At 71.3% G+C, this 19703-nt stretch carries 16 protein-coding genes; 5 read left to right on the top strand and 11 right to left on the bottom strand.

Annotation, left to right across the window (positions count from 1 at the left end; translation table 11 throughout):
* Positions 1-23: 23 nt before the first annotated feature.
* The 4 genes from ACFVSU_RS02085 to ACFVSU_RS02070 form a co-directional block, all read right to left on the bottom strand.
* Positions 24-2414: a ComEC/Rec2 family competence protein gene (locus tag ACFVSU_RS02085; protein ID WP_387137355.1), complete on the bottom strand. Its 2391-nt coding sequence runs from the start codon at positions 2412-2414 to the stop codon at positions 24-26.
* A 1-nt stretch (position 2415) separates the two neighbouring features.
* Positions 2416-2973, bottom strand: coding sequence for a helix-hairpin-helix domain-containing protein (locus ACFVSU_RS02080; protein ID WP_387138684.1), 558 nt, complete (start codon positions 2971-2973; stop codon positions 2416-2418).
* A gap of 157 nt (positions 2974-3130) precedes the next feature.
* Positions 3131-5731, bottom strand: coding sequence for a leucine--tRNA ligase (gene leuS, locus ACFVSU_RS02075; protein WP_387137352.1), 2601 nt, complete (start codon positions 5729-5731; stop codon positions 3131-3133).
* 61 nt (positions 5732-5792) lie between these two features.
* Positions 5793-7109 carry an anthranilate synthase component I family protein gene (locus tag ACFVSU_RS02070; protein ID WP_387137349.1) on the bottom strand — a complete coding sequence of 439 codons (1317 nt, stop codon included), beginning with the start codon at positions 7107-7109 and terminating at the stop codon, positions 5793-5795.
* 42 nt (positions 7110-7151) lie between these two features.
* On the opposite strand from ACFVSU_RS02070, the gene ACFVSU_RS02065 reads away from it, so the two are divergent.
* The 4 genes from ACFVSU_RS02065 (at position 7152) to ACFVSU_RS02050 (ending at position 10596) form a co-directional block, all read left to right on the top strand.
* Positions 7152-7829, top strand: a complete 678-nt coding sequence (locus ACFVSU_RS02065; protein ID WP_387137346.1) for a DedA family protein — start codon at positions 7152-7154, stop codon at positions 7827-7829.
* 4 nt (positions 7830-7833) lie between these two features.
* Positions 7834-8889 (top strand): App1 family protein, encoded by a 1056-nt coding sequence (locus ACFVSU_RS02060; protein WP_387137344.1) that lies wholly within the window; start codon positions 7834-7836, stop codon positions 8887-8889.
* 47 nt (positions 8890-8936) lie between these two features.
* Positions 8937-9650 carry an SOS response-associated peptidase gene (locus tag ACFVSU_RS02055; protein WP_311293623.1) on the top strand — a complete coding sequence of 238 codons (714 nt, stop codon included), beginning with the start codon at positions 8937-8939 and terminating at the stop codon, positions 9648-9650.
* 73 nt (positions 9651-9723) lie between these two features.
* Positions 9724-10596 carry a 3-methyladenine DNA glycosylase gene (locus ACFVSU_RS02050; protein ID WP_387137340.1) on the top strand — a complete coding sequence of 291 codons (873 nt, stop codon included), beginning with the start codon at positions 9724-9726 and terminating at the stop codon, positions 10594-10596.
* Here the strand turns inward: ACFVSU_RS02050 and ACFVSU_RS02045 are convergent.
* From ACFVSU_RS02045 to ACFVSU_RS02015, 7 genes are read right to left on the bottom strand one after another with little or no spacing between them, the layout of a single operon-like run.
* Positions 10574-11803, bottom strand: a complete 1230-nt coding sequence (locus ACFVSU_RS02045; protein WP_387137337.1) for a glycoside hydrolase family 3 N-terminal domain-containing protein — start codon at positions 11801-11803, stop codon at positions 10574-10576. The genes ACFVSU_RS02050 and ACFVSU_RS02045 overlap by 23 nt on opposite strands.
* A gap of 27 nt (positions 11804-11830) precedes the next feature.
* Positions 11831-13510 carry an acyl-CoA dehydrogenase family protein gene (locus tag ACFVSU_RS02040; RefSeq protein ID WP_387137334.1) on the bottom strand — a complete coding sequence of 560 codons (1680 nt, stop codon included), beginning with the start codon at positions 13508-13510 and terminating at the stop codon, positions 11831-11833.
* On the bottom strand, positions 13507-14604 hold the full coding sequence (locus ACFVSU_RS02035) for a putative zinc-binding metallopeptidase (RefSeq protein WP_387137331.1): 1098 nt from the start codon (positions 14602-14604) through the stop codon (positions 13507-13509). Before ACFVSU_RS02035 ends, ACFVSU_RS02040 begins: the two co-directional genes overlap by 4 nt.
* Before the next feature lie 41 nt (positions 14605-14645).
* Positions 14646-15785 carry a PQQ-dependent sugar dehydrogenase gene (locus ACFVSU_RS02030; RefSeq protein WP_387137328.1) on the bottom strand — a complete coding sequence of 380 codons (1140 nt, stop codon included), beginning with the start codon at positions 15783-15785 and terminating at the stop codon, positions 14646-14648.
* Complete coding sequence (locus ACFVSU_RS02025; protein ID WP_387137326.1) at positions 15782-16258, bottom strand: VOC family protein; 477 nt, start codon at positions 16256-16258, stop codon at positions 15782-15784. Before ACFVSU_RS02025 ends, ACFVSU_RS02030 begins: the two co-directional genes overlap by 4 nt.
* 44 nt (positions 16259-16302) lie before the next feature.
* Positions 16303-17370: a sensor histidine kinase gene (locus ACFVSU_RS02020; RefSeq protein WP_387137322.1), complete on the bottom strand. Its 1068-nt coding sequence runs from the start codon at positions 17368-17370 to the stop codon at positions 16303-16305.
* A 10-nt stretch (positions 17371-17380) separates the two neighbouring features.
* On the bottom strand, positions 17381-18061 hold the full coding sequence (locus ACFVSU_RS02015) for a response regulator transcription factor (protein WP_387137319.1): 681 nt from the start codon (positions 18059-18061) through the stop codon (positions 17381-17383).
* Positions 18062-18148: 87 nt separating this feature from the next.
* Between ACFVSU_RS02015 and ACFVSU_RS02010 the strand changes: the two genes are divergently transcribed.
* Positions 18149-18793 carry a M15 family metallopeptidase gene (locus ACFVSU_RS02010; protein WP_387137316.1) on the top strand — a complete coding sequence of 215 codons (645 nt, stop codon included), beginning with the start codon at positions 18149-18151 and terminating at the stop codon, positions 18791-18793.
* Positions 18794-19703 lie beyond the last annotated feature (910 nt).

Here is a 19703-nt window from a genome sequence, read left to right as displayed (position 1 = left end):
CACCGACGGAGGCCGCCTTCCCCTCACCCGCCGCGGTCGCGCCACAGGGACACCGCACCGGTCTCGGCGCTCCACAGCGCGATCGCACCGTCGCGGTCGGTGCGCAGGATCCTCGCGTCGACGTCGGCGAGGATCTTCAGCGCCTCGTCGCGCGGATGCCCGTAGTCGTTGTCGGCGCCCACCGTGACGAGCGCGATCGACGGCCGTGCGGCGGCGTAGAGTCCCGCGTCCTGATCGGCGCTGCCGTGATGAGCGGTCTTGACGATCGCGTAGGGCGGATCCAGCGCACCCGATGCCGTCAGCAGCCGCTGCGGCGAGGCAGAGAGGTCGCCGAGCAGGAGGGTCGGCGGGATGCCGCCGCCGCGGACGTCGAGCACGACGCTCGCATCGTTCCCGGACGGGAAGGCCCGGCTGCCCGCCTTCGGCCAGAGCACCCGCCACCGTGCACCTCCCAGCGACCCGCTGAGTCCGGCTGACGCTTCGGTCGCCTGGGCTCCCCGCGCCGTCAGCGAGGCGATCGCGGCCTGCCCCGTCGCGTCGCCCGGTCCGTGGAGCACCGTGCCGACGCGACCTCGCACCGCGTCGAGCCCGCCGATGTGGTCGAGGTCGTAGTGGGTGAGGACGAGCAGGTCGATGCGATCGATGCCGGCACGCGAGAGGCAGGCGGCGAGCGGTTCGGGGTCGGGCCCGGTGTCGATCAGCGCGACGGCGTCCTCCGACCGGAGCAGGACGGCATCTCCTTGGCCGACGTCGCACGCGAGCACCGCCCAGCTGCCGGGCAGGGTCCATCGGCCGGCCACCGTGGTCAGGGCTCCAGCGCCGAGGCCGCCACCGGTCAGCACGGCGACGAGAACGATCGCGGTCCCGCGTGTGGCCCGTCGAGCCCGCGAGCCGCCGCGGTCGAGCGCGATCGCGAGCCCGATCACCAGGCCGACCCCGGCGAGGGCCACCGCGCCGGGGATCCCCTCCAGCCAGGGCAGCGCGTCGACGGGGAGCGCCGACGCTGTCGTCGCCGTCGCGGCGATCCACGACGCCGGCAGCCAGGCGAGTGCAGCGAGACCCGACTGCAGCCACGGCAGCGGTGCGCTGAGACACGCCCCGAGCCCGAGCACGGTCGCCGCCGGTGCCGCGGGGCCGGCGAGGAGATTCGCGAGCACGCCGTACACGGGCACCGTCGGCTCGATGAGTATCAGCAGCGGGCCGCACGCGAGCTGGGCGGCGAGCGGCACCGCCAGGGCGAGTGCCAGCGGCCGCGGGACTGCTCTGGCCAGGCCGCTGGCGAGCGGGCGCGCCCAGAGCAGCAGCGACCCCGTCGCGACGACCGAGAGCGCGAATCCGAGCGAGGCGGCGAGCCACGGATCCAGCACGAGGAGCAGGGCGACGGCGACCGAAAGCAGGGCCATTCCCGCACCTGCGCGGCCGAGCAGCACGGCGAGCATCGCGATCGCGGCCATCGCGGCCGCGCGCACGACGCTCGGCTCGGGCGTGACCAGGAGCACGAAGCCGGCGAGGACCGCGACTCCGCAGGCGACGCGAAGCGTCCTCGAGGCACCGAGTGCCGCGGCGAGGGCGAACGCGATGCCGACGACGAGCGCGCAGTTGGCGCCCGACACGGCGGTGAGGTGCGACAGCGAGGACTCCTTCATCGCGGCGTCCAGGGACGGCGACACGATCGATGTGTCGCCCACCGCGAGTCCCGGTACGAGCCCCGCGCCCTCCCCGGGCAGACCGTGTACGGCCGCGACGAGCCCTCGGCGCAGGCCACCGGCGACGGCTGCGGCGCCGCTCGGGGGCTTCACCACCTCCACCCCGCGCGACGCCCACACCTCGAGCACAGCCCGCTCCCCCGGACGCCCGGGCATCGCGGTGCCGTGGGCGTCGACGGTGGAGCCGACGTCGAGCTGCCAGGGGCGGTTGACGTCGTCCGGCGAGACCCGCACGGCGATCTCGACCCCTGCGCCGTAGATCTCATCGCCGATCGTCACGCGCGACGCCCGGGCATCGAATCCGAGCGAGCCGTCGGCGCGTCGCTCGATCTTGCCGATGACGTCCGCGCGGATGGCGACGGCCCGCCCGCCGGTGAGGGCGAGATCCTCGACGGCGGTCCGGGCCGGTTGCGCGAGGGCGACGTGCGACGCGGCGACCGCGGAAGCCGCCCCCGCGAGCACGACGACCACGAGCGCACGGCGCACGGCGGCCCGAGGCATCCGGAATCGCGCCCGTGCGCCGCCCTGGCGAGACGGATGGCCGTCGCGTGTGCTCAGGCTAACGACAGCCGTGGTCAGGCCGAGGACGAGCGCCCAGAGGGTGAGAGCGATCCACGGCGATGCCGCAGGAGCGAGGATCGCGGCGGCGGCGACGGCCCAGCATGCTGCCGCGACCGGGACCAGCCGCAGTCCGAGTCGGCGACGCACGTCACACCGTCACGAGGTCGCGCAGCGACTCGAGCATCTTGTCGCCGATGCCGGGGACGGCGAGCAGATCCTCGATGCTCGTGAACCCGCCGTTGTCGTCGCGCCACGCGATGATGCGCTCGGCGAGCGCCGGACCGATGCGTGGCAGCGTCTCGAGGAGAGTCGCGTCGGCCGTGTTGAGATCGACGCGCGTGTCGGCCGGCGGCGCGGGTCCGGGTGCTCCCGCGGTCGGCGGCGCCTCCCCTTCGCGCGGCACCGGCAGCTGTTCGCCGTCGTCGAGCGTGCGCGCCAGGTTGACCGCGTCGCGGTCCGCATCATCGGCGAACCCGCCGGCGGCCGCGATCGCATCGACGACGCGGGAGCCCGCCGGGAGCACGTACAGGCCAGGGGTGCGCACCGCACCCGAGACGTGCACGTAGAGCCTTGATGCGGGTGTCGCCGCGGCCGCGGGCGTCTGGTCGATGACCACCTCGTCGACAGGTGCCATCGCGCCGCGAAGGATGCCGATCCCGACGGTGATCGCCAGCGCGGCGATCACGAGCACGACGACGGCGCCGATCCCGAGACGGCGACGCGCGGCGAGGTGCGGGGGCGACGCGCCCTCGGAGCGGTCGCCGGCTGTCACGGACCCACGCTAGGAGGCGGGAGGGGCCGGAGACGCAGCGGGTCCCGGGGATGTGCATACCCCCGGGACCCGATCCTCCTGTGGAGGAGGCTCAGTGCGTGCTGAAGCTGACGACCTTCGGCGGACGGACGACCACCCGCGTGATCTCGCGTCCTGCGAGCGAGCGCACGACCTTCTCATCGGCGCGGGCGAGTCGCTCGAGCTCGGCGGCGTCGATGCGGGCGGGTACCCGGAGGGTGCCGCGCACCTTGCCGTCGACCTGCACGACCGCAGTGACGCTCTCCTCGACGAGGAGGGTGGGGTCGGCGGTGCGCCACGGCACGAGGCCGACGAACCGGTCGTACCCGAGGATCTCCCACATCTCCTCCGCCAGGTGCGGAGCGAACAGGTCGAGGATCATCGCCGTGGCCTCGGCGGCCTCGCGGACGGCGGGGTCGGCGGGTCCGGCGCCGGTGTCGATGACCTTGCGCGTCGTGTTGACCAGCTCCATCAGGCGCGCCACGACGACGTTGAACTTGGTCTGCTCGACGAGGCCCGGAGCGTCCGCGAGGAGGCGGTGGGTCACGCGACGCAGCGCGACGTCGCCCTCGGCCCACACCACGTCGGGATCGCTCGTGACGTCCGAGGCGACACGCCAGGCGCGGGCCAGGAACTTCTGGGCGCCCGTGGTCGACACGTCCTCCCAGTTGATGTCGTCCTCGACCGGGCCGGCGAACGCGATCGCCGTGCGCACCGCATCGGCGCCGGGGTCGACCATGCTCGACGCGAACTCGACGAGGTTGCCCTTGGACTTCGACATCTTCGAGCCGTCGAGGAGCACCATGCCCTGGTTGATGAGGCTCGAGAAGGGCTCCGTGAAGTCGATGAGGCCCATGTCGAAGAGGACCTTGGTGATGAACCGCGCGTAGAGCAGGTGCAGGATCGCGTGCTCGACGCCGCCGATGTACGAGTCGACGGGGGCCCAGCGGTCCGCCTCGCGCGACGGGAACGCCTCATTCAGGTCGTTCGGCGCCAGGAAGCGGAGGAAGTACCACGAGCTGTCCACGAACGTGTCCATCGTGTCCGGGTCGCGGAGCGCCGGCTCGCCCGTCTCGGGGTCCGTGGCCTTCATCCACTCCGTCGCGCCGCCGAGCGGCGACGTGCCCTTGGGCGCGAGGTCGAGTCCGTGCGCGTCGGGCAGGCGCAGCGGCAGCTGGTCCTCGGGAACGGGCACGATGCGGCCGTCCTCGGTGTGGATCATCGGGATCGGCGTGCCCCAGAACCGCTGGCGCGAGATGAGCCAGTCGCGGAGGCGATACGACTTCGCGGCGCGCCCGGTACCGGCGGCCTCGAGCTGCTCGATGATGCGCGCGATGGCGTTGCGCTTGGAGAGTCCGTCCAGCGAACCCGAGTTGACGAGGCGTCCCTCGCCGGTCAGCGCGATGCCGGTCGTCGCGGGGTCGAGGTCGGACAGCGTCTCGAGAGGGCCCGGATCGATCGGCACACCCTCCTCGTCGAGCTCGATGACCGGGATCGCGCCCGTGATCGGCGCCGTGGTGTCGACGACGACCTTGACGGGCAGGTCGAACGCCCGCGCGAAGTCGAGGTCGCGCTGGTCGTGTGCGGGCACCGCCATGACGGCGCCGTGGCCGTAGTCGGCCAGCACGTAGTCCGCGGCCCAGATGGGCAGGCGCTCCCCGTTGACGGGGTTGACGGCGAAGCGGTCCAGGAACACGCCGGTCTTCGGGCGATCGGTGCTCTGGCGCTCGATCTCGGTCTCGCGCTGCACGCTCTCGAGGTAGTCCTGGAACCGCATGCGCACGTCGGCCGACGAGCCGGCGGCGAGCTCGGCCGCCAGGTCGCTGTCGGGGGCCACGACCATGAAGGTCGCGCCGTGCAGCGTGTCGGGTCGGGTCGAGAAGACGGTGACCTTCTCGGCGCGGCCCTCGATCTCGAAGTCGATGTCGGCGCCCACCGAGCGGCCGATCCAGTTCCGCTGCATGCGGATGACCTTCTGCGGCCAGAAGCCCTCGAGCTGGTTGAGGTCGTCGAGCAGGCGGTCGGCGTACTCGGTGATCTTGAAGTACCACTGCGTGAGCTTCTTCTTGATCACCTCGGCGCCGCAGCGCTCGCAGTGGCCGTCGACGACCTGCTCGTTGGCGAGCACGGTCTGGTCGTTGGGGCACCAGTTGACCGGGCTCTCCTTGCGGTAGGCCAGGCCGCGCTCGTAGAGGCGCTGGAAGAGCCACTGGTTCCAGTGGTAGTACTCGGGGTCGCTCGTGTGGAGGATGCGGCTCCAGTCGTACGAGGACCCGTACTCGCGGAAGCTCTTCTTGTGCTGCTCGATGTTCGCGTAGGTCCACTCGCGCGGGTCGGCCCCGCGCTGGATCGCCGCGTTCTCGGCGGGGAGGCCGAACGAGTCCCACCCGATCGGGTTCAGGACGTTGTAGCCGCGGTGACGCCAGAACCGCGCGACGATGTCGACGTAGGCGTAGCTCTCGGCGTGGCCCATGTGGAGGTCGCCGGAGGGGTAGGGGAACATGCCGAGCACGTACTTGCGGGGGCGCGTGTCGTCGGCGCCGCCGGCGCGGAACGGGTCGGCCTCGGCCCAGCGCGCCTGCCACTTCTGCTGGATCGAGTAGGCGTCGTAGCCCTCTGTGGGCGCAGAGGTGTCGGGGGTTTCGGTCTGACTCACGTGGAAAGTGCCAATCATGGAAGCCGGAAAGCGCGCGCAGCGCGCGAAGCGCGTCTTCCAGGTTAGCGGAACGGGCGGTTCACCAGCCCGGCGGCAATGCGGCGCCCAGCGCGGCAAGGGGCCCGCGCGCCTTGATCCCGACCTCGGCGACCTCTGCCGCGGCATCCGATCGCCACGTGATGCCGCCGCCGGCACCCACGTACGCGCGCTCGGGCCTGACGACGATCGAGCGGATCACCATCGCGAGATCGAGCGCGCCGTCGTCGCCGATCCAGCCGAAGCAGCCCGAGAACACACCGCGCGGGGCGCCCTCCAGGCCGTGCAGGATGGTCATCGCGGACAGCTTCGGCGCCCCCGTCATCGAGCCCGCCGGGAAGGTCGCCGCGAGCAGGTCGTCGAAGGTCGTGCCGGTCGCGAGCTCGCCCGACACGGTGCTCACCAGCTGGTGCACCGCGGGGTACGACTCGACCTCGAGGAGCGCGTCGACGCCCACGGTGCCTGCCACGCACACGCGCGAGAGGTCGTTGCGCATGAGGTCGACGATCATGACGTTCTCGGCGCGCTCCTTCTCGCTCGCGCGCAGTTCGATGGCCAGCGCGGCGTCCTCTCCCTCGTCCGCGCCGCGCGGGCGGGTGCCCTTGATCGGGCGCGTGCGCACCACCGCTCTGCCGTCGGGTGCCCCCTCGACGTGGAGGTACTGCTCCGGGCTCGCGCTGAGCAGAGCGGTGTCGCCCGAGCGGATGAATCCCCCGTGATGCGCGGGCGTGGCCGCCCGGAGGCGGGCATAGACCGCGACGGGATCGACGGATGCCTCGACCTCGAAGCGCGTCGTCAGGCACAGCTGGTACGCGTCGCCCTCGCGGATCGCGTCGCGACAGCGTTCGATGAGGCCGGCGTACTCATCGGGGCGGTGGCGGGCGTGCGCGACCGTGTCGGGCCGGGCAGGTGAGGGCGGGTCCGGCGTGCCGGTCGCCGCGGTGACCGCGGCGGCGAGCTCATCGACGTCCGTCGCGGAGCCGTACACGCGGACGCTCTGACGCGCGTGGTCGAATGCGACGAGGCGCTCCACCCGCAGCCACAGGTCCTGTGGGACTCCGTCGGCCTCGCGGGACGCAGGCGCTCCCGCGCGCGCCGCGGCGTCGTCGTAGCCGGTCCAGCCCACCCATCCCCCGCGCAACGGGCTCTCGCCATCGGCAGTCGTGACGCCCGTGCAGGTCGTCGCCTTCACGTGCGCCGGGTCGTCCGGAGGCCCCGCGCCCATCCAGCTCCAGCCCTCGCGGGCGTCGGGTCCGGCATCCAGCCAGAAGGAGTGCGGCTCGCCTCTGAAGACGGCGCTGAAGACGGATGCCGGATCCACCCAGTGCGCGACGTCCGCGGCGGCGAGGGGCTCCGTCATGTTCCCAGGTTAGAGGGGTGCGCAGAGCTCTAGGCTCATGGCGTGAACGAGTTCCTGACGTGGCTGCTCGACGCCGTCCAGAGCGTCGACCCGATCATCAGGACGCTCCTCGCCGGATTCGCGATCATGCTCGAGACGAGCGTGCTGATCGGGCTCGTCGTTCCCGGCGACACGATCGTGATCGTCGCCGGCACCGCGGTCTCGTCGGTGCTCGAGGGCGTGATCCTCGGCATCGCGGTGGTCGTCGGCGCCCTCATCGGCGAGAGCATCGGGTTCTGGCTCGGACGCTACCTCGGCCCGCGTATCCAGCACTCGAAGCTCGGGCGCCGTATCGGCGAGGAGAACTGGGCACGCTCGGAGAGATACCTGAGACGTCGCGGCGGCCCCGCGATCTTCATCTCACGGTTCCTGCCCGTGCTGCACTCGCTCGTGCCGCTCACCGTCGGGATGAGCGGCTACCCCTACCGGCGGTTCCTCGCGTGGACGGTCCCGGCGTGCGTGATCTGGACGACGCTGTACATCTCGGTCGCCGCCCTTGCCGCGGGCACGTACCGGGAGCTCGCGGATCAGATCCACTACGCCGGCTACATCTTCGTGGGCGTGATCGTGCTGTTCCTCGTGCTCGTCTACGTGAGCAAGAAGGTCATCGAGCGGGCCGAGCGCAAGCACCTCGAGCACGACGGGCCCGACGAGTCCCCCATGGCGGACATGAAAGACTGAAGGGGTGCCCCACACCGATCCCCAGAATGTGCGCGCCAAGGTCCTGTGGCTCGCGCGCCTGGAGTACCGGTTCCATGCGTGGCGCGAACGGCGTGCGCGCCGGCGCGGCCAGACACCCACCGTCACACCCTTCCCGGGCTACGGCGGCACCGACTGGGTGCGGGTCCTCGGCCGCGTGATGATCGTCCCGCCGGTGAAGGAACGCACGTCCGGCGAGTACGCCGGCGTCCGCGGCTGGCGCAGCTTCGCCGCCGTCCCGATCGGGTACGCGCAGGTTACGGTGACGATCGCGGGCGTCGACCACGACGTGGTCGCCGACCGCGGCGGCGTCATCGACACGAGGCTCCCCGCGGACCTCGAGCCCGGCTGGCAGACCTTCACCATGTCGGTGGAGGGAGGCACGCCGGTCGAGACACGGGCGTACATCGTCGCGCCGGATGTCACGTTCGGCATCGTGTCGGACGTCGACGACACCGTCATGGTCACGGCCATCCCCCGCCCGCTGCTCGCGGCGTGGAACTCGTTCGTGGTGAACGAGCACGCGCGCCAGCCGGTCCCCGGCATGGCGGTGCTGATGGAGCGTGTCGTGCGCGAGAACCCCGGCGCCCCGCTCATCTACCTCTCCACCGGTGCGTGGAACATCGCGCCCACCCTCATGCGGTTCCTGAGCCGCCACGTCTTTCCGCCGGGTTCGCTGCTGCTCACCGACTGGGGCCCGACCCACGATCGCTGGTTCCGCAGCGGGAAGGCCCACAAGCTCTCCAACCTCCGTCGCCTCGCCGAGGAGTTCCCCCAGGTGCGGTGGCTCCTCATCGGCGACGACGGCCAGCACGACGACGCGATCTACACGACCTTCACCGACGAGCACCCGTCGCGGGTCGTGGCCGTCGCCATCCGCCGCCTCTCCCCCGCCGAGGCGGTCCTCGCGGGCGGGCGCACCGCGGTGAACGACCACGCCGCCGCCGAGGTGCCGTGGGTGAGCGACAGCGACGGCGCCGGCCTGCTGGAGCGGCTGGAGGACGTCGGCGTCCTCGGTGCGGCCGGCGCACTTGAGGCCTGATCGGTACCTCCTGCACCGACGTCGGCGGCCCCGCGTAGGCTGGCCGCATGTGCGGACGCTTCGTAGTGGCCAGCGCCGGCTCCGACCTCGTCGGGGTGCTGCGCGTCGACGTCGAGGGTGACGATCTCCCGGCTCCGTCCTTCAACGTGGCGCCGACCGCCAGTGCGGCGATCGTGCTCGACTCGGCGAAGACCGAGCCGCCGACCCGCCGGCTCGAGGCCGCTCGCTGGGGACTCATCCCGTCGTGGGCGAAAGACACCAAGATCGGTGCGCGGGCGTTCAACGCCCGGGCGGAGGAACTCGAAGACAAGCCCATGTTCCGCAGCGCGCTCGAGAAGCGTCGCGCGGTGGTGCCGGTGTCGGGGTACTACGAGTGGAAGAACGTCGACGGCACGAAGATCCCGCACTACATCCATCCCGCCGACGGTGAGCCGCTGTTCCTCGCCGGGCTGTACGAGTGGTGGCGCGACAAGACGAAGGGCGACGACGACCCCGAGCGCTGGCTGCTCAGCTTCACGATCCTCACCCGCGATGCGATCGGCCACCTCGGCTCGATCCACGACCGCATGCCCCTGTTCCTCGACCCCGACCACGCCGATGCCTGGCTCGATCCGACCACAGACAACGTGCGCGATGTGCTCGACGCGGCGATCGACGCGGCTCCCGCCCTCGCCGACACCCTCGACGACCACGAGGTGTCGAAGGATGTCGGCAACGTCCGCAACAACTCTCCGGAACTCATCGAGCCCGTCGAGGCCTGATCCGCACCCAGGGCCCGTCGAGGCCTGATCCGCACCCAGGGCCTGCCGAGGCGAGCCCGCGTATCCTCGAACGGTGACGATCGCGCCCCCTGAAGCCTCGGTGCTCGCCGGCGGCGTCTGGCGCGCACGGGAGGCGGCGCACGAGGAGCGTGCCCGAGCGCTCACGGCCGCGCACCGCGTCCGGGCCGCGCGCGGCGAGAAGCACCCCGTCGAGGACTTCCTCTTCACGTACTACTCGTACAAGCCCGCTGTCCTGCACCGTTGGCATCCCGGTGAGGGCATCGAGTTGGCGGATGCCGCCTCCGACGCCCGCGCCGGATGGCGCTGGTACCGGCCCGGCACCGTGCCCGGCGCTCTCGCCGTGGACGGTGACGGCTTCCGCGCCGAGCGGGGCGCGCTCGTGGCCAACGTGGGGCGGATCCTCCGGGCCACCGCCGGCCGGGCCCCCGGCTTCGGGTGCTTCGGCCTGCACGAGTGGGCCATGGTGTACCGGCAGCGAGAGCACCGGCATCCCGTTCCGCTCCGACTGGGACAGGACGCGACCGACGCGGTGGTCGAGGCGCACGACCTCCGCTGCACGCACTTCGACGCATTCCGGTTCTTCACGCCTGACGCCGTCCCGCGCAACCGCGACACACCCACGCGCGAGACCCAGTCCGCGCTCGAGCAGCCCGGCTGCCTTCACGCCGGTATGGATCTGTACAAGTGGGCGGTCAAGCTCGGACCCCTCGTGCCGGGCGAGGTGATGCTCGACGCGTTCGAGCTCGCCAGGGACATCCGCGTGCTCGACATGCGGGCGTCGCCGTACGATCTCGCGGACTGGGGCTACGCGCCCGTCCCGATCGAGACCGCGGAGGGCAAGGCGGCCTACGTACGGGAGCAGCGCGGCTTCGCCGAGCGCGGACAGGTCGTCCGCGCCAGGCTCATCGAGATCGCTGGCGGCTGAGCCACTCGGCGGGATCGGCGCAGGTCGTGCACGGGAGCTCGCCGTCCCCGGCCTCGGCGACCGCGAGACGCAGCTCCATCACGCGCGTCGCCGCCTCCTCGAGGCGCTCGGCCGGCACCGCCCCCGACTCCACCGCCGCGACGATGCCGTCGACGATCTGCGGGGCCGTGTCGGGCGTCGAGGAGACGACCGTCAGCAGCATGTCGTTGCCGGCCGCGAGGGCGTTGACGGCATTCGCCACGGGGTCGGCGTACTCGGGCAGGCCTGAGCCCTCCAGCATGCCCAGGTCGTCGGTGATCGTCACGCCGTCGAAGCCGAGCTCGTCCCGGGCGATGCGGTGCCATTCGGGCGACAGGCTCGCGGGTGCCGGGTCGACCGAGATGTAGGCGAGATGACCGAACATCAGGAGCTCGGCGCCGGCATCGACCCCCGCCTCGAACGGCAATGCGTCGGTGGCCCGCCACTGATCGAGCGGCATCGTGGTCGACGGGATCGAAGAGTGGGAGTCGCCGGGTGCCGCGCCGTGACCCGGGAAGTGCTTGAGCGTCGAGAAGACGTTCCCCTTCTCGCCGTTCACCGCGGCGGCCACGTGGGCGGCCGCCATGTCGGGGGTCGTGCCGAGGACGCGACGATGGATGAACGAGTTCGGGTCGGCCGTGACGTCCGCCACGATGCCGAAGTTGACGGGGATGCCCGCCTGGCGCACGAGCGCCGAGCGCCCCGCATACGCGGCCTCCACCGTGGCGGGATCGGCCTGCTGCAGCTCGAGCGGTGACGCGAGATCGTCCCACGGCAGCCGTGACACGTCCCCGCCCTCCTGGTCGATGGCGATGAGCGGCGGCTGTGCCGGGTCGACCGTGAGCGATGCGGTGATCTCCTCGAGTGCCGCCTCGTCCTCGGGGATGTTCGCGCCCATGAGAAGGAAGCCCCCGGCGCCGGTGGATTCCATGTACGAGCGCAGGGCCGCGGCATCCGTCGTCGGAATGTGCCCCATCACGACGCTCGCCGCGCGCTCCCGCAGCGACATCGAGGAGACGGCCTGCTCAGCCGGCGAGAGGCCTGCCGCGTCGGGCGTCGGGGTCGTCGTGTCAGACGGCGACGACGTCGGCGACGGCTTCGCGGTAGGGGTCGCCGCGCACGAGGCGCAGACGATCGCCGCGGCTGCGACGACCGCGGCGAGCAGGAGGGATCGTCGCGCCGCAGTCACTCGAACAGCCTAAGCGCGGTCGGCGGATCAGTGGCGCGCGACGATGGCCGCGGCATCCGTCCCCGAAGGCAGCACACCGTACTGCGCACCGCGGTCCTCGCCCAGGCGGGCGGCGATGAACGTGTCGGCGTCCTGCCCCGGCGCGTGGCGCAGCATGAGGGACGCCTGGAACGCGAGCGCGAGGTCCTCGCTGAGCCGACGGGCCTCTGACGGTGCTTCGTCCGGATCGGCCGCGAGACGCTGCAGCAGGGCGAGGGCGCGTTCCACGTGCCGATCGAGGACCGCCGAGGAACCTGCCGTGGTCGCGAGCTCGTCGGCGAAGGCCTCGCCGGACGCGCGGTCGCGCGTGAGCGCCCGCAGCACGTCGAGGGCGATGACGTTGCCCGAGCCCTCCCAGATCGCCATGACGGGCTGCTCGCGGTACCGGCGGGCGAGCGGGAAGGTCTCGGTGTAGCCGTTGCCGCCGAGGCACTCGAGCGCCTCGTAGGCATGGTGCGGGCCGCGCTTGCACACCCAATACTTCGACACCGGCGTGGCGAGACGGCTGAGCGCGATATCGCGATCGGATGCCTCGGCCTCGAAGAGCTGCGCGAGGCGCAGGCCGGTGAGCATCGCGGCTTCGTACTCGAGGGCGAGGTCTGCGAGCACGCCGGTCATCGCGGGCTGGTCGACCAGGAGCGCGCCGAAGGCCTCACGCCCGCGCGCGTGCCAGACCGCCTCGGCGACCGACTGCCGCATGCCCGCGGCGGTGCCCAGGACGCAGTCGAGGCGCGTGCGCTGGACCATCTCGATGATCGCCCGGACTCCACGGCCCGGCTCGCCGATCAGGAACCCGACGGTGCCGTCGAACTCGACCTCGGCCGACGCGTTCGAGCGGTTGCCGAGCTTGTCTTTGAGCCGCTGGATGCGGAACGCGTTGCGCATGCCGTGCGGCGACAGGATGCGCGGCACGAACACGCACGTGAGACCTTCGTCCACGCCGCGGCTGCGCGTGTGGGCGAGCACGAGGAAGCCGTCCGACATCGGGGCGGAGCAGAACCACTTGTGCCCCGTGAGCTGGTAGGCGTGTCCGCCCATCGACTCGCCCACGGTGGTGCCGGCGCGGACATCGGAGCCGCCCTGCTTCTCGGTCATCGCCATCCCGATGAGGGCGCTCGCCTTGCCCCCGTCGACGATGAGCCTCGGGTCGTACTCGCGCGAGTACAGACGCGGGAGCCACTCGTCGGCGACCCACGGCGAGCCCTCGATCGAGGCGACCGCGGCGTGCGTCATCGACACCGGGCACGCGTGACCCGGCTCGACCTGCGCGAACAGCATGAACATCGCCGCGCGGGCGACGTGCGCCCCCGGCCGCGGTTCCGCCCATGCCGAGGTGTGGGCGCCACGCGCGACCGCCTCGGCGATCACGCGGTGGTAGGAAGGGTCGTATTCCACCTCATCGAGGCGGAAGCCCCACCGGTCGTGGGCGTGGGCGACCGGGGTGTGCACGTTCGCGAGATGCGCGTCGCGCTGGAACGGCCCCGAGCCGACGAGCGCGCCGGCCTCGCGGAGGCCGTCCTCCGCCCACTCGGCCCCGAGCGCGCGCACGGCCGTGCCGAGGGGCGCGTTCAGTCCGTACTCGTCGACGTCGACGCGCCAGGGCGGCTGGTTCTCGACGTAGTGCGTCGCCGCACCGATCACCCGCTGCCCTCGCGCGAACGAGGTCATGACGTCTCCGTCTCCCCCGCCCCGGCACCCGCCATCGCGAGCGTGTACTGCTCCCCCGGGCTGAGCGGCGCGCGCGTCACGATGTCGTGGACGAAGGCGAGCTTGTGCCGCACCGGCGTCACGATCGTGAACGGATACAGATCGCCGAAGCCCATCGATCGGTTGATGCGGTTGAACGCCTGCGACAGCCACTCCCAATCGGTGAGCAGCCTCTGGATCGGCTCGTTCTCGTACGACTCGAGCGGGACGACATCCGTGTCGCGGAGGTTCGTCACGGACGCATCGAGATGGATGCCGATGACCGCGGCGGTCTGCAGCGTGCCGGTGATGTGGAGGTAGTGGGCGAACGTCTCGGCGAAGTCCTCCCACGAGTGCATCGTCGCGTACTCGGAGATGAAGGCCTCGTGCCAGTCGGAGGGGGCCCCGAACGAGTAGTGGCGTTTCAGGGCGTCGCGGTAGCTCGTGCGCTCGTCGCCGAAGAGCTCACGACACCGCGCCCACAGCTCGTCGTCGGCGAGGAGGACGTTCTGGTAGTAGTGACCGACCTCGTGCCGCAGGTGGCCGAGGATGGTGCGGTACGGCTCGCCGAGCCGTACGCGCAGAGCCTCGCGGCGGTCGTCGAGGCTCTCGGCCAGGTCGATCGTGATGATGCCGTTGGCGTGCCCGATGGTGACCGGCTTGCCGTCGGAGAGGCTGGAGATCAGGTCGAACCCGAGCCCGCCCTTCTCGACGTCCCAGCCGACGATCGGCAGACCCAGATCGGCGAGCTGCAGGAGGAGCCGGCGCTTCGCCTCCTCGGTCTTCGCGAGCTTCTCGAGCGCGACGGTGTCGTCCGCCGCGGGACGGCGGCGCGTGAGCCGGCAGGAGAAGCAGCGGCCGGCGGGTGCGTTCTCCCACACCAGCCAGTTGCACGCCCACTCCCGGTTCGAGCAGGTGTACCAGGTCTCGCCGTCGATGACGGCCTGGCCGTGACGGAGACCGAAGAACTCGCGTGTCGGGATGTGGTAGCCGATCTCGGCTTCGCAGTTCGGACACTGCAAGGTGTCCAGGTAGACGAAGTGGCGACAATGCGGACAGCGGGGCTGCGAGGTCACGCTCTCACCGTAGCGTGCCGGGGTGCGCGCGGACGCACGTGTCACGGCGCCTCGACGAGCTCCACCCGCAGGAGCAGATCGTCGCCCGGTCGCGGCGAGCCGCGCCCATCGGTGTTGTTGGTGAGGAGCCACAGTGACCCGTCGGTCGGCGCGACCACATCGCGCAGGCGCCCGTACTCACCCACCAGCGCGGCGACAGGCTCGCCACGCATCACGCCGGCATCCGTGTCGATCTGCCAGAGCCGCTCGCCACGGAGCCCCGCCATGAAGACCGTGTCGCCGCGGGTGGCGATCCCGCTCGGACTCGCATCGCTCGTCGGCCACTGCGCCACGGGGTCGGTGAAGCCCTCCCGGCCGGAGATGCCCTCGACGATCGGCCAGCCGTAGTTCTCGCCCGGCTCGATGCGATTGAGCTCGTCCCAGGTGTTCTGACCGAACTCGCTGGCCCACATCGTGCCGTCCGCCGTCCACGCGATCCCCTGGACGTTGCGATGTCCCATGGACCAGACGCGCGTGTTCCACGGGTTTCCGGGGGCGGGGTCGCCGTCGACCGTGACGCGCAGGATCTTGCCGCCGAGGTCGTCGCGGTCCTGGGCGGCGTCGCGGCGCTGCGCATCCCCCGTCGTGACGTAGAGGTAGCCGTCCGGCCCGAACGCGAGGCGTCCGCCGTCGTGGGTGCTCGCCCGCGCGATGCCGTCGAGGATGACCTCCGGCTCGCCCAGCTCGAAGGATCCCGGTTCGCCGAGCAGCGGCATCCGTGCCACGCGGTTGTCGTCGCTCGCGCCGAAGTAGGCGAAGAGCGTGCGCGCGCCGCCGGCGTCGTGCAGGGCGAGCCCGTGAAGGCCGGATTCGCCGCCGGAGACCACACCGGGGATGGCGCCGACCGTGCGGACCTCACCGTCCGCGGTGAGCTCGAGCACCGCGCCGTCGCCGCGTTCGGAGATGAGCGCGCCCCCGCCGTCGAGGGGCACGACCGACCACGGCGCCACCAGATCCGACGCGAGGGTTCCCGTGACCGACCCGGCACGCCACCACGTCTCGGCTGCCGGAGCCGTGCTCGGGCCGATCGAGGGCACCTGCGACGAAGGCGCCGGTGACGGCGCCGGCGCGGTGCACCCGGCTGACGCGGTCAGCGCCAGCACGAGGCATCCGACCGCCGCCCACCGGGCGTCGCGCCTCATCCGCCGGCCACGGCCGCCTCGAGGACCGCGAGGTCGATGCGCCGCATGCGGAGCATCGCCTGCACCGCGCGGTGGGCGATGTCGGGGTCGGGGTGGCGGATCAGCTCGACGAGCCGGTCGGGGATGATCTGCCACGACAGGCCCCACCGGTCCTTGAGCCAGCCGCACGGCTGCTCCTGGCCGCCTTGCGCGGTGAGGGCGTCCCAGTAGCGGTCGACCTCGGCCTGGTCGCGGCACGCGACGTACAGGGAGACGGCCTCGGTGAAGGGGAACTGCGGGCCGGCATCCATCCCGAAGTAGTCGCGGCCGCCGAGCCGGAAGTGCACGTGCATGACCTTGCCGCCCATACCCGGCACCTCGTCCGGGTAGCGGTCGATCGTGACGAGCTCGGAGTCCGGGATCAGCGCGGTGTAGAACGTGACGGCCTCCTCGGCGGCATCGTCGAACCAGAGGAACGGGGTCACAGCGCTCATGCGTTCCACCCTTGTCGACGCGCCCCACCCGCGCAATGGGCGGATCACGGATGCTGCGCGCCGAGCCGCACCGCGACGCGCAAGCCTCCTTCCGGCAGGGCCATGAGCGCGAGCGTCCCGCCGTGGGCCTCCGCGATGCTCCGGACGATCGCGAGTCCCAGCCCGACCCCGGCGTGATCGCCGGTGCGGGCACGCTCGCTGCCGCGCTGGAACGGCTCGACCAGGGTGGCTGCGCGCGTCGGGCTGATCACCTCGCCGGTGTTCTCGACGACGAGCTCGACGACGTCGCCGTGTGCGGAGGTGATCACGTCGACCGTGCCGTGCTCGGGGAGGTTGTGGACGACGGCGTTGTGCAGCAGGTTCGACACGAGCTGGAGCAGCAACGCGTATGAGCCGCTGGTCCAGGCGGCGACGCCGCTCGCGTGGACGGTCACGCCTCGGGCCTCGGCGAGCGGCAGCAGCGTCTCCACGGCCTCCTCGGCGACGAGTGACAGATCGACCGCGTCACGGGCGAATGAGCCCTGCTCCGCCCGGCTGAGCACCAGCAGCGCCTTGGTGAGGTCGATCGCGCGCGTGTTGACCGCGCGGAGCCGGCCGATGAGCGCGTCGACGTCCCGGTCGGGGTCGGTGCGGGCGACGTCGAGCAGGGTCTGGGTGATCGCCAGCGGCGTGCGCAGCTCGTGCGAGGCGTTCGCGGCGAACCGTCGCTGCTCGGCGACGTGCGCTTCGAGGCGCGCCAGCATCGCATCGAAGCTGTCGGCCAGCTCGCGGAACTCGTCCTGGCGACCAGGGAGAGCGATCCGATGCGACAGCGAACCGCTCGCGGCGAGGCGCGTGGCCTCCGTGATCCGCGCCAGCGGCGCCAGCATCCGTCCGGCGAGGATCCAGCCGCCGAGCAGTCCGAACACGAGGAGGAAGACCAGCGCCCAGGAGGCCGCCGGCGTGAAGGCGCGGATGAGGTCGCCGCGATTCGGGACGAAGGGCCCCGGGCCGGTGATCTGCCCGTCCGGAACGTATCTCAGGAGGAAGACCCACACCACGGCGAGCAGCAGCCCGCCGGCCACCATCAGGAATCCGGCGTAGCTCAGGGTGAGCTTGAGCCGCACGCTCATACCGGGCGCCCTAGTCATGCGGCGCGCTGTCGTCGACGTCGATCCGGTAGCCGACGCCGGGGACCGTGGCGATGACCCAGGGCTCCCCCAGTCGTTTGCGCAGGGCCGAGACCGTGATGCGCACCGCATTCGTGAAGGGGTCGGCGTTCTCGTCCCACGCGCGTTCGAGCAGCGCCTCGGCGCTCACGACGCCGCCTTCGGCGCTCATCAGCACCTCCAGCACGGCGAACTGCTTGCGCGTCACGGCGATGTAGCGGTCGTCGCGGTAGACCTCGCGCCGGAACGCATCGAGTCGGAGCCCCGCGAGCTCCCGGACCGGCGGCCGGCTGTGGCCGCGGCGACGATCCAATGCCCGCAGCCGCAGCACGAGCTCCTGCAGGTCGAACGGCTTCGTGAGGTAGTCGTCGGCGCCCAGCTCGAATCCGGTCGCCTTGTCGTCGATACGGTCCGCGGCCGTGAGCATCAGGATCGGGATGCCGCTGCCCGAGCTCACGATGTGCGCCGCCACCTCGTCGCCCGAGGGGCCGGGAATGTCGCGATCGAGCACGGCGATGTCGTAGCCGTTGATGCTCAGCAGCTCCAGCGCGGTGTCACCGTCGCCCGCGATGTCGGCCGCGATCGCCTCGAGGCGCAGCCCGTCGCGGATCGCTTCCGCCATCAGGGGCTCATCCTCCACCACCAGCACGCGCATGCCCTCGATGGTACGAGCCGGCGCGTATCGTCCGCGTATCCGAAACCCCATACGCCCTCGCAACACGCGCGCGCGTCAACTGGGAGCATGATCCCCACAGCAACCGTCCCTGCGAGAACCCGGCGCGCGCGCCGCGCCGTGCTCGTGTCGCTGCTCGTCGCCGCCCTCGCGATCGCCGGTGTCGCGGTGTACCGGTCGGCGTGGGCCGCCGTGCCGACGGGCGGCATCGCCGAGGACACGTCGCTCACCGACGCGCCGCCGGCTCCCGACGGCGCGGTCACCCAGGACGATGGACTCCTTCCCTCCGGTGCGACGGCGTTCGATGAGGCGTACCCGGGCATCGCGCGTCTCTCGCACGGTCTGCGAGAGGCGCTGCAGCGTGCGTCGCACGACGCGGCCGCCGATGACATCGTCGTCCGTGTCAACAGCGGTTGGCGCTCCGCGGAGTACCAGGACCGGCTGCTGCAGGAGGCCGTGTCGCAGTACGGCTCGGCGGAGGAGGCCGCTCGCTGGGTGGCGTCGTCCGCAACCTCGGCCCATGTGGCGGGCGACGCGGTCGACGTCGGTTCGTACGACGCCGTGGACTGGCTGACCGCCCATGGCGCCGCCTACGGCCTCTGTCAGACCTACGGGAACGAGTCCTGGCACTTCGAGCTGCGCCCGGAAGCGACCGATCACGGCTGTCCGGCGCCCTACGCCGACCCGACCCACGACCCGCGCATGGGCGGGTGACAGCACGTGCCGGGACTCCCGGACAAAACGAAAGGCCGCCCTGATCGGGCGGCCTTTTCGGTGGACCTGAGGGGACTCGAACCCCTGACCCCCTGAGAGGAGTGCATGAGATCCGAATCCTTTCTGTTGTTTCGACTTCTCAGTCGTTAGAAGGGATTCTACGTTGTCGTCCCGCACCGCCGGAGGCGCGATGATGCGGTTGATTCGGGTCGGTTCGAGTTGAAAAGAGCGAGTAAAAGGCGACCACCAACAAGACGTGGGAGGCCCCCCGCGGCTCCTGCGCGATCGGGCGCCGGCCCATCGTGCAGCCAAGCGCGCGTGCTAATCAAGCCAGGTTACGTCCGGTCGGTTGAACCCCTCGTCGTTCGCGTCGCGACGGCGGGTCGCGCTCGGCGAGGGACCAATGTTCGTGCAGCGCGGACGCCAACAACGTGGTGGTGGTGCGGTGGAACGCGTCTCGGTTGTCGGCGGTGTGGAGTGGCAGATCTCCCAGAGGCTCTCACGACGGTCCACGCGGCCCGCGGTGCTCCCTGGAGTACGTACAGTGTGCGAGGGGTGCCAGTACGGCGCGTCTTGCTTTGCATCCCGCCTCCTGCCAGGAGCCCTTTTCAATCGCTGTGACGACCCCGCTGTTCTCCGCCCTGTCGACGTGACAGACGACCAGCGGAGCGGTGAGGATTGCTCAGTCACCGACATCCCTCGGCCGTCGGTTGATGATCGCGTGTTCAAGACAGCGAACTGATAGAAATGGAGAGCGCGAGGTCCGTCACCCAGCAACGTGACCGAAGGGGAAACCGTTGGACGACCGACTTGAGCATGTGCTGCCCTCGATGGGCGCCCAGCTTCGAGTCGATGGGCAGCTTGTGACGGTGATCGCTGCGACTGCGACAGCAGTTGGAGCGGATCTCGT

It is taken from the genome of Microbacterium sp. NPDC058062 (assembly GCF_042885375.1).
Lineage (GTDB): Bacteria > Actinomycetota > Actinomycetes > Actinomycetales > Microbacteriaceae > Microbacterium > Microbacterium trichothecenolyticum_C.
This window is presented reverse-complemented; position numbering and strand designations above follow the sequence as displayed.

Excerpts from the sequence above, each read along its gene's own strand:
- ACFVSU_RS02030 (WP_387137328.1), bottom strand. The coding sequence starts at position 15,785 with ATGAGGCGCGACGCCCGGTGGGCGGCGGTCGGATGCCTCGTGCTGGCG.
- ACFVSU_RS02025 (WP_387137326.1), bottom strand. The coding sequence starts at position 16,258 with ATGAGCGCTGTGACCCCGTTCCTCTGGTTCGACGATGCCGCCGAGGAG.
- ACFVSU_RS02020 (WP_387137322.1), bottom strand. The coding sequence starts at position 17,370 with ATGAGCGTGCGGCTCAAGCTCACCCTGAGCTACGCCGGATTCCTGATG.
- ACFVSU_RS02015 (WP_387137319.1), bottom strand. The coding sequence starts at position 18,061 with ATGCGCGTGCTGGTGGTGGAGGATGAGCCCCTGATGGCGGAAGCGATC.
- ACFVSU_RS02055 (WP_311293623.1), top strand. The coding sequence starts at position 8,937 with ATGTGCGGACGCTTCGTAGTGGCCAGCGCCGGCTCCGACCTCGTCGGG.
- leuS (WP_387137352.1), bottom strand. The coding sequence starts at position 5,731 with ATGATTGGCACTTTCCACGTGAGTCAGACCGAAACCCCCGACACCTCT.
- ACFVSU_RS02040 (WP_387137334.1), bottom strand. The coding sequence starts at position 13,510 with ATGACCTCGTTCGCGCGAGGGCAGCGGGTGATCGGTGCGGCGACGCAC.
- ACFVSU_RS02010 (WP_387137316.1), top strand. The coding sequence starts at position 18,149 with ATGATCCCCACAGCAACCGTCCCTGCGAGAACCCGGCGCGCGCGCCGC.
- ACFVSU_RS02070 (WP_387137349.1), bottom strand. The coding sequence starts at position 7,109 with ATGACGGAGCCCCTCGCCGCCGCGGACGTCGCGCACTGGGTGGATCCG.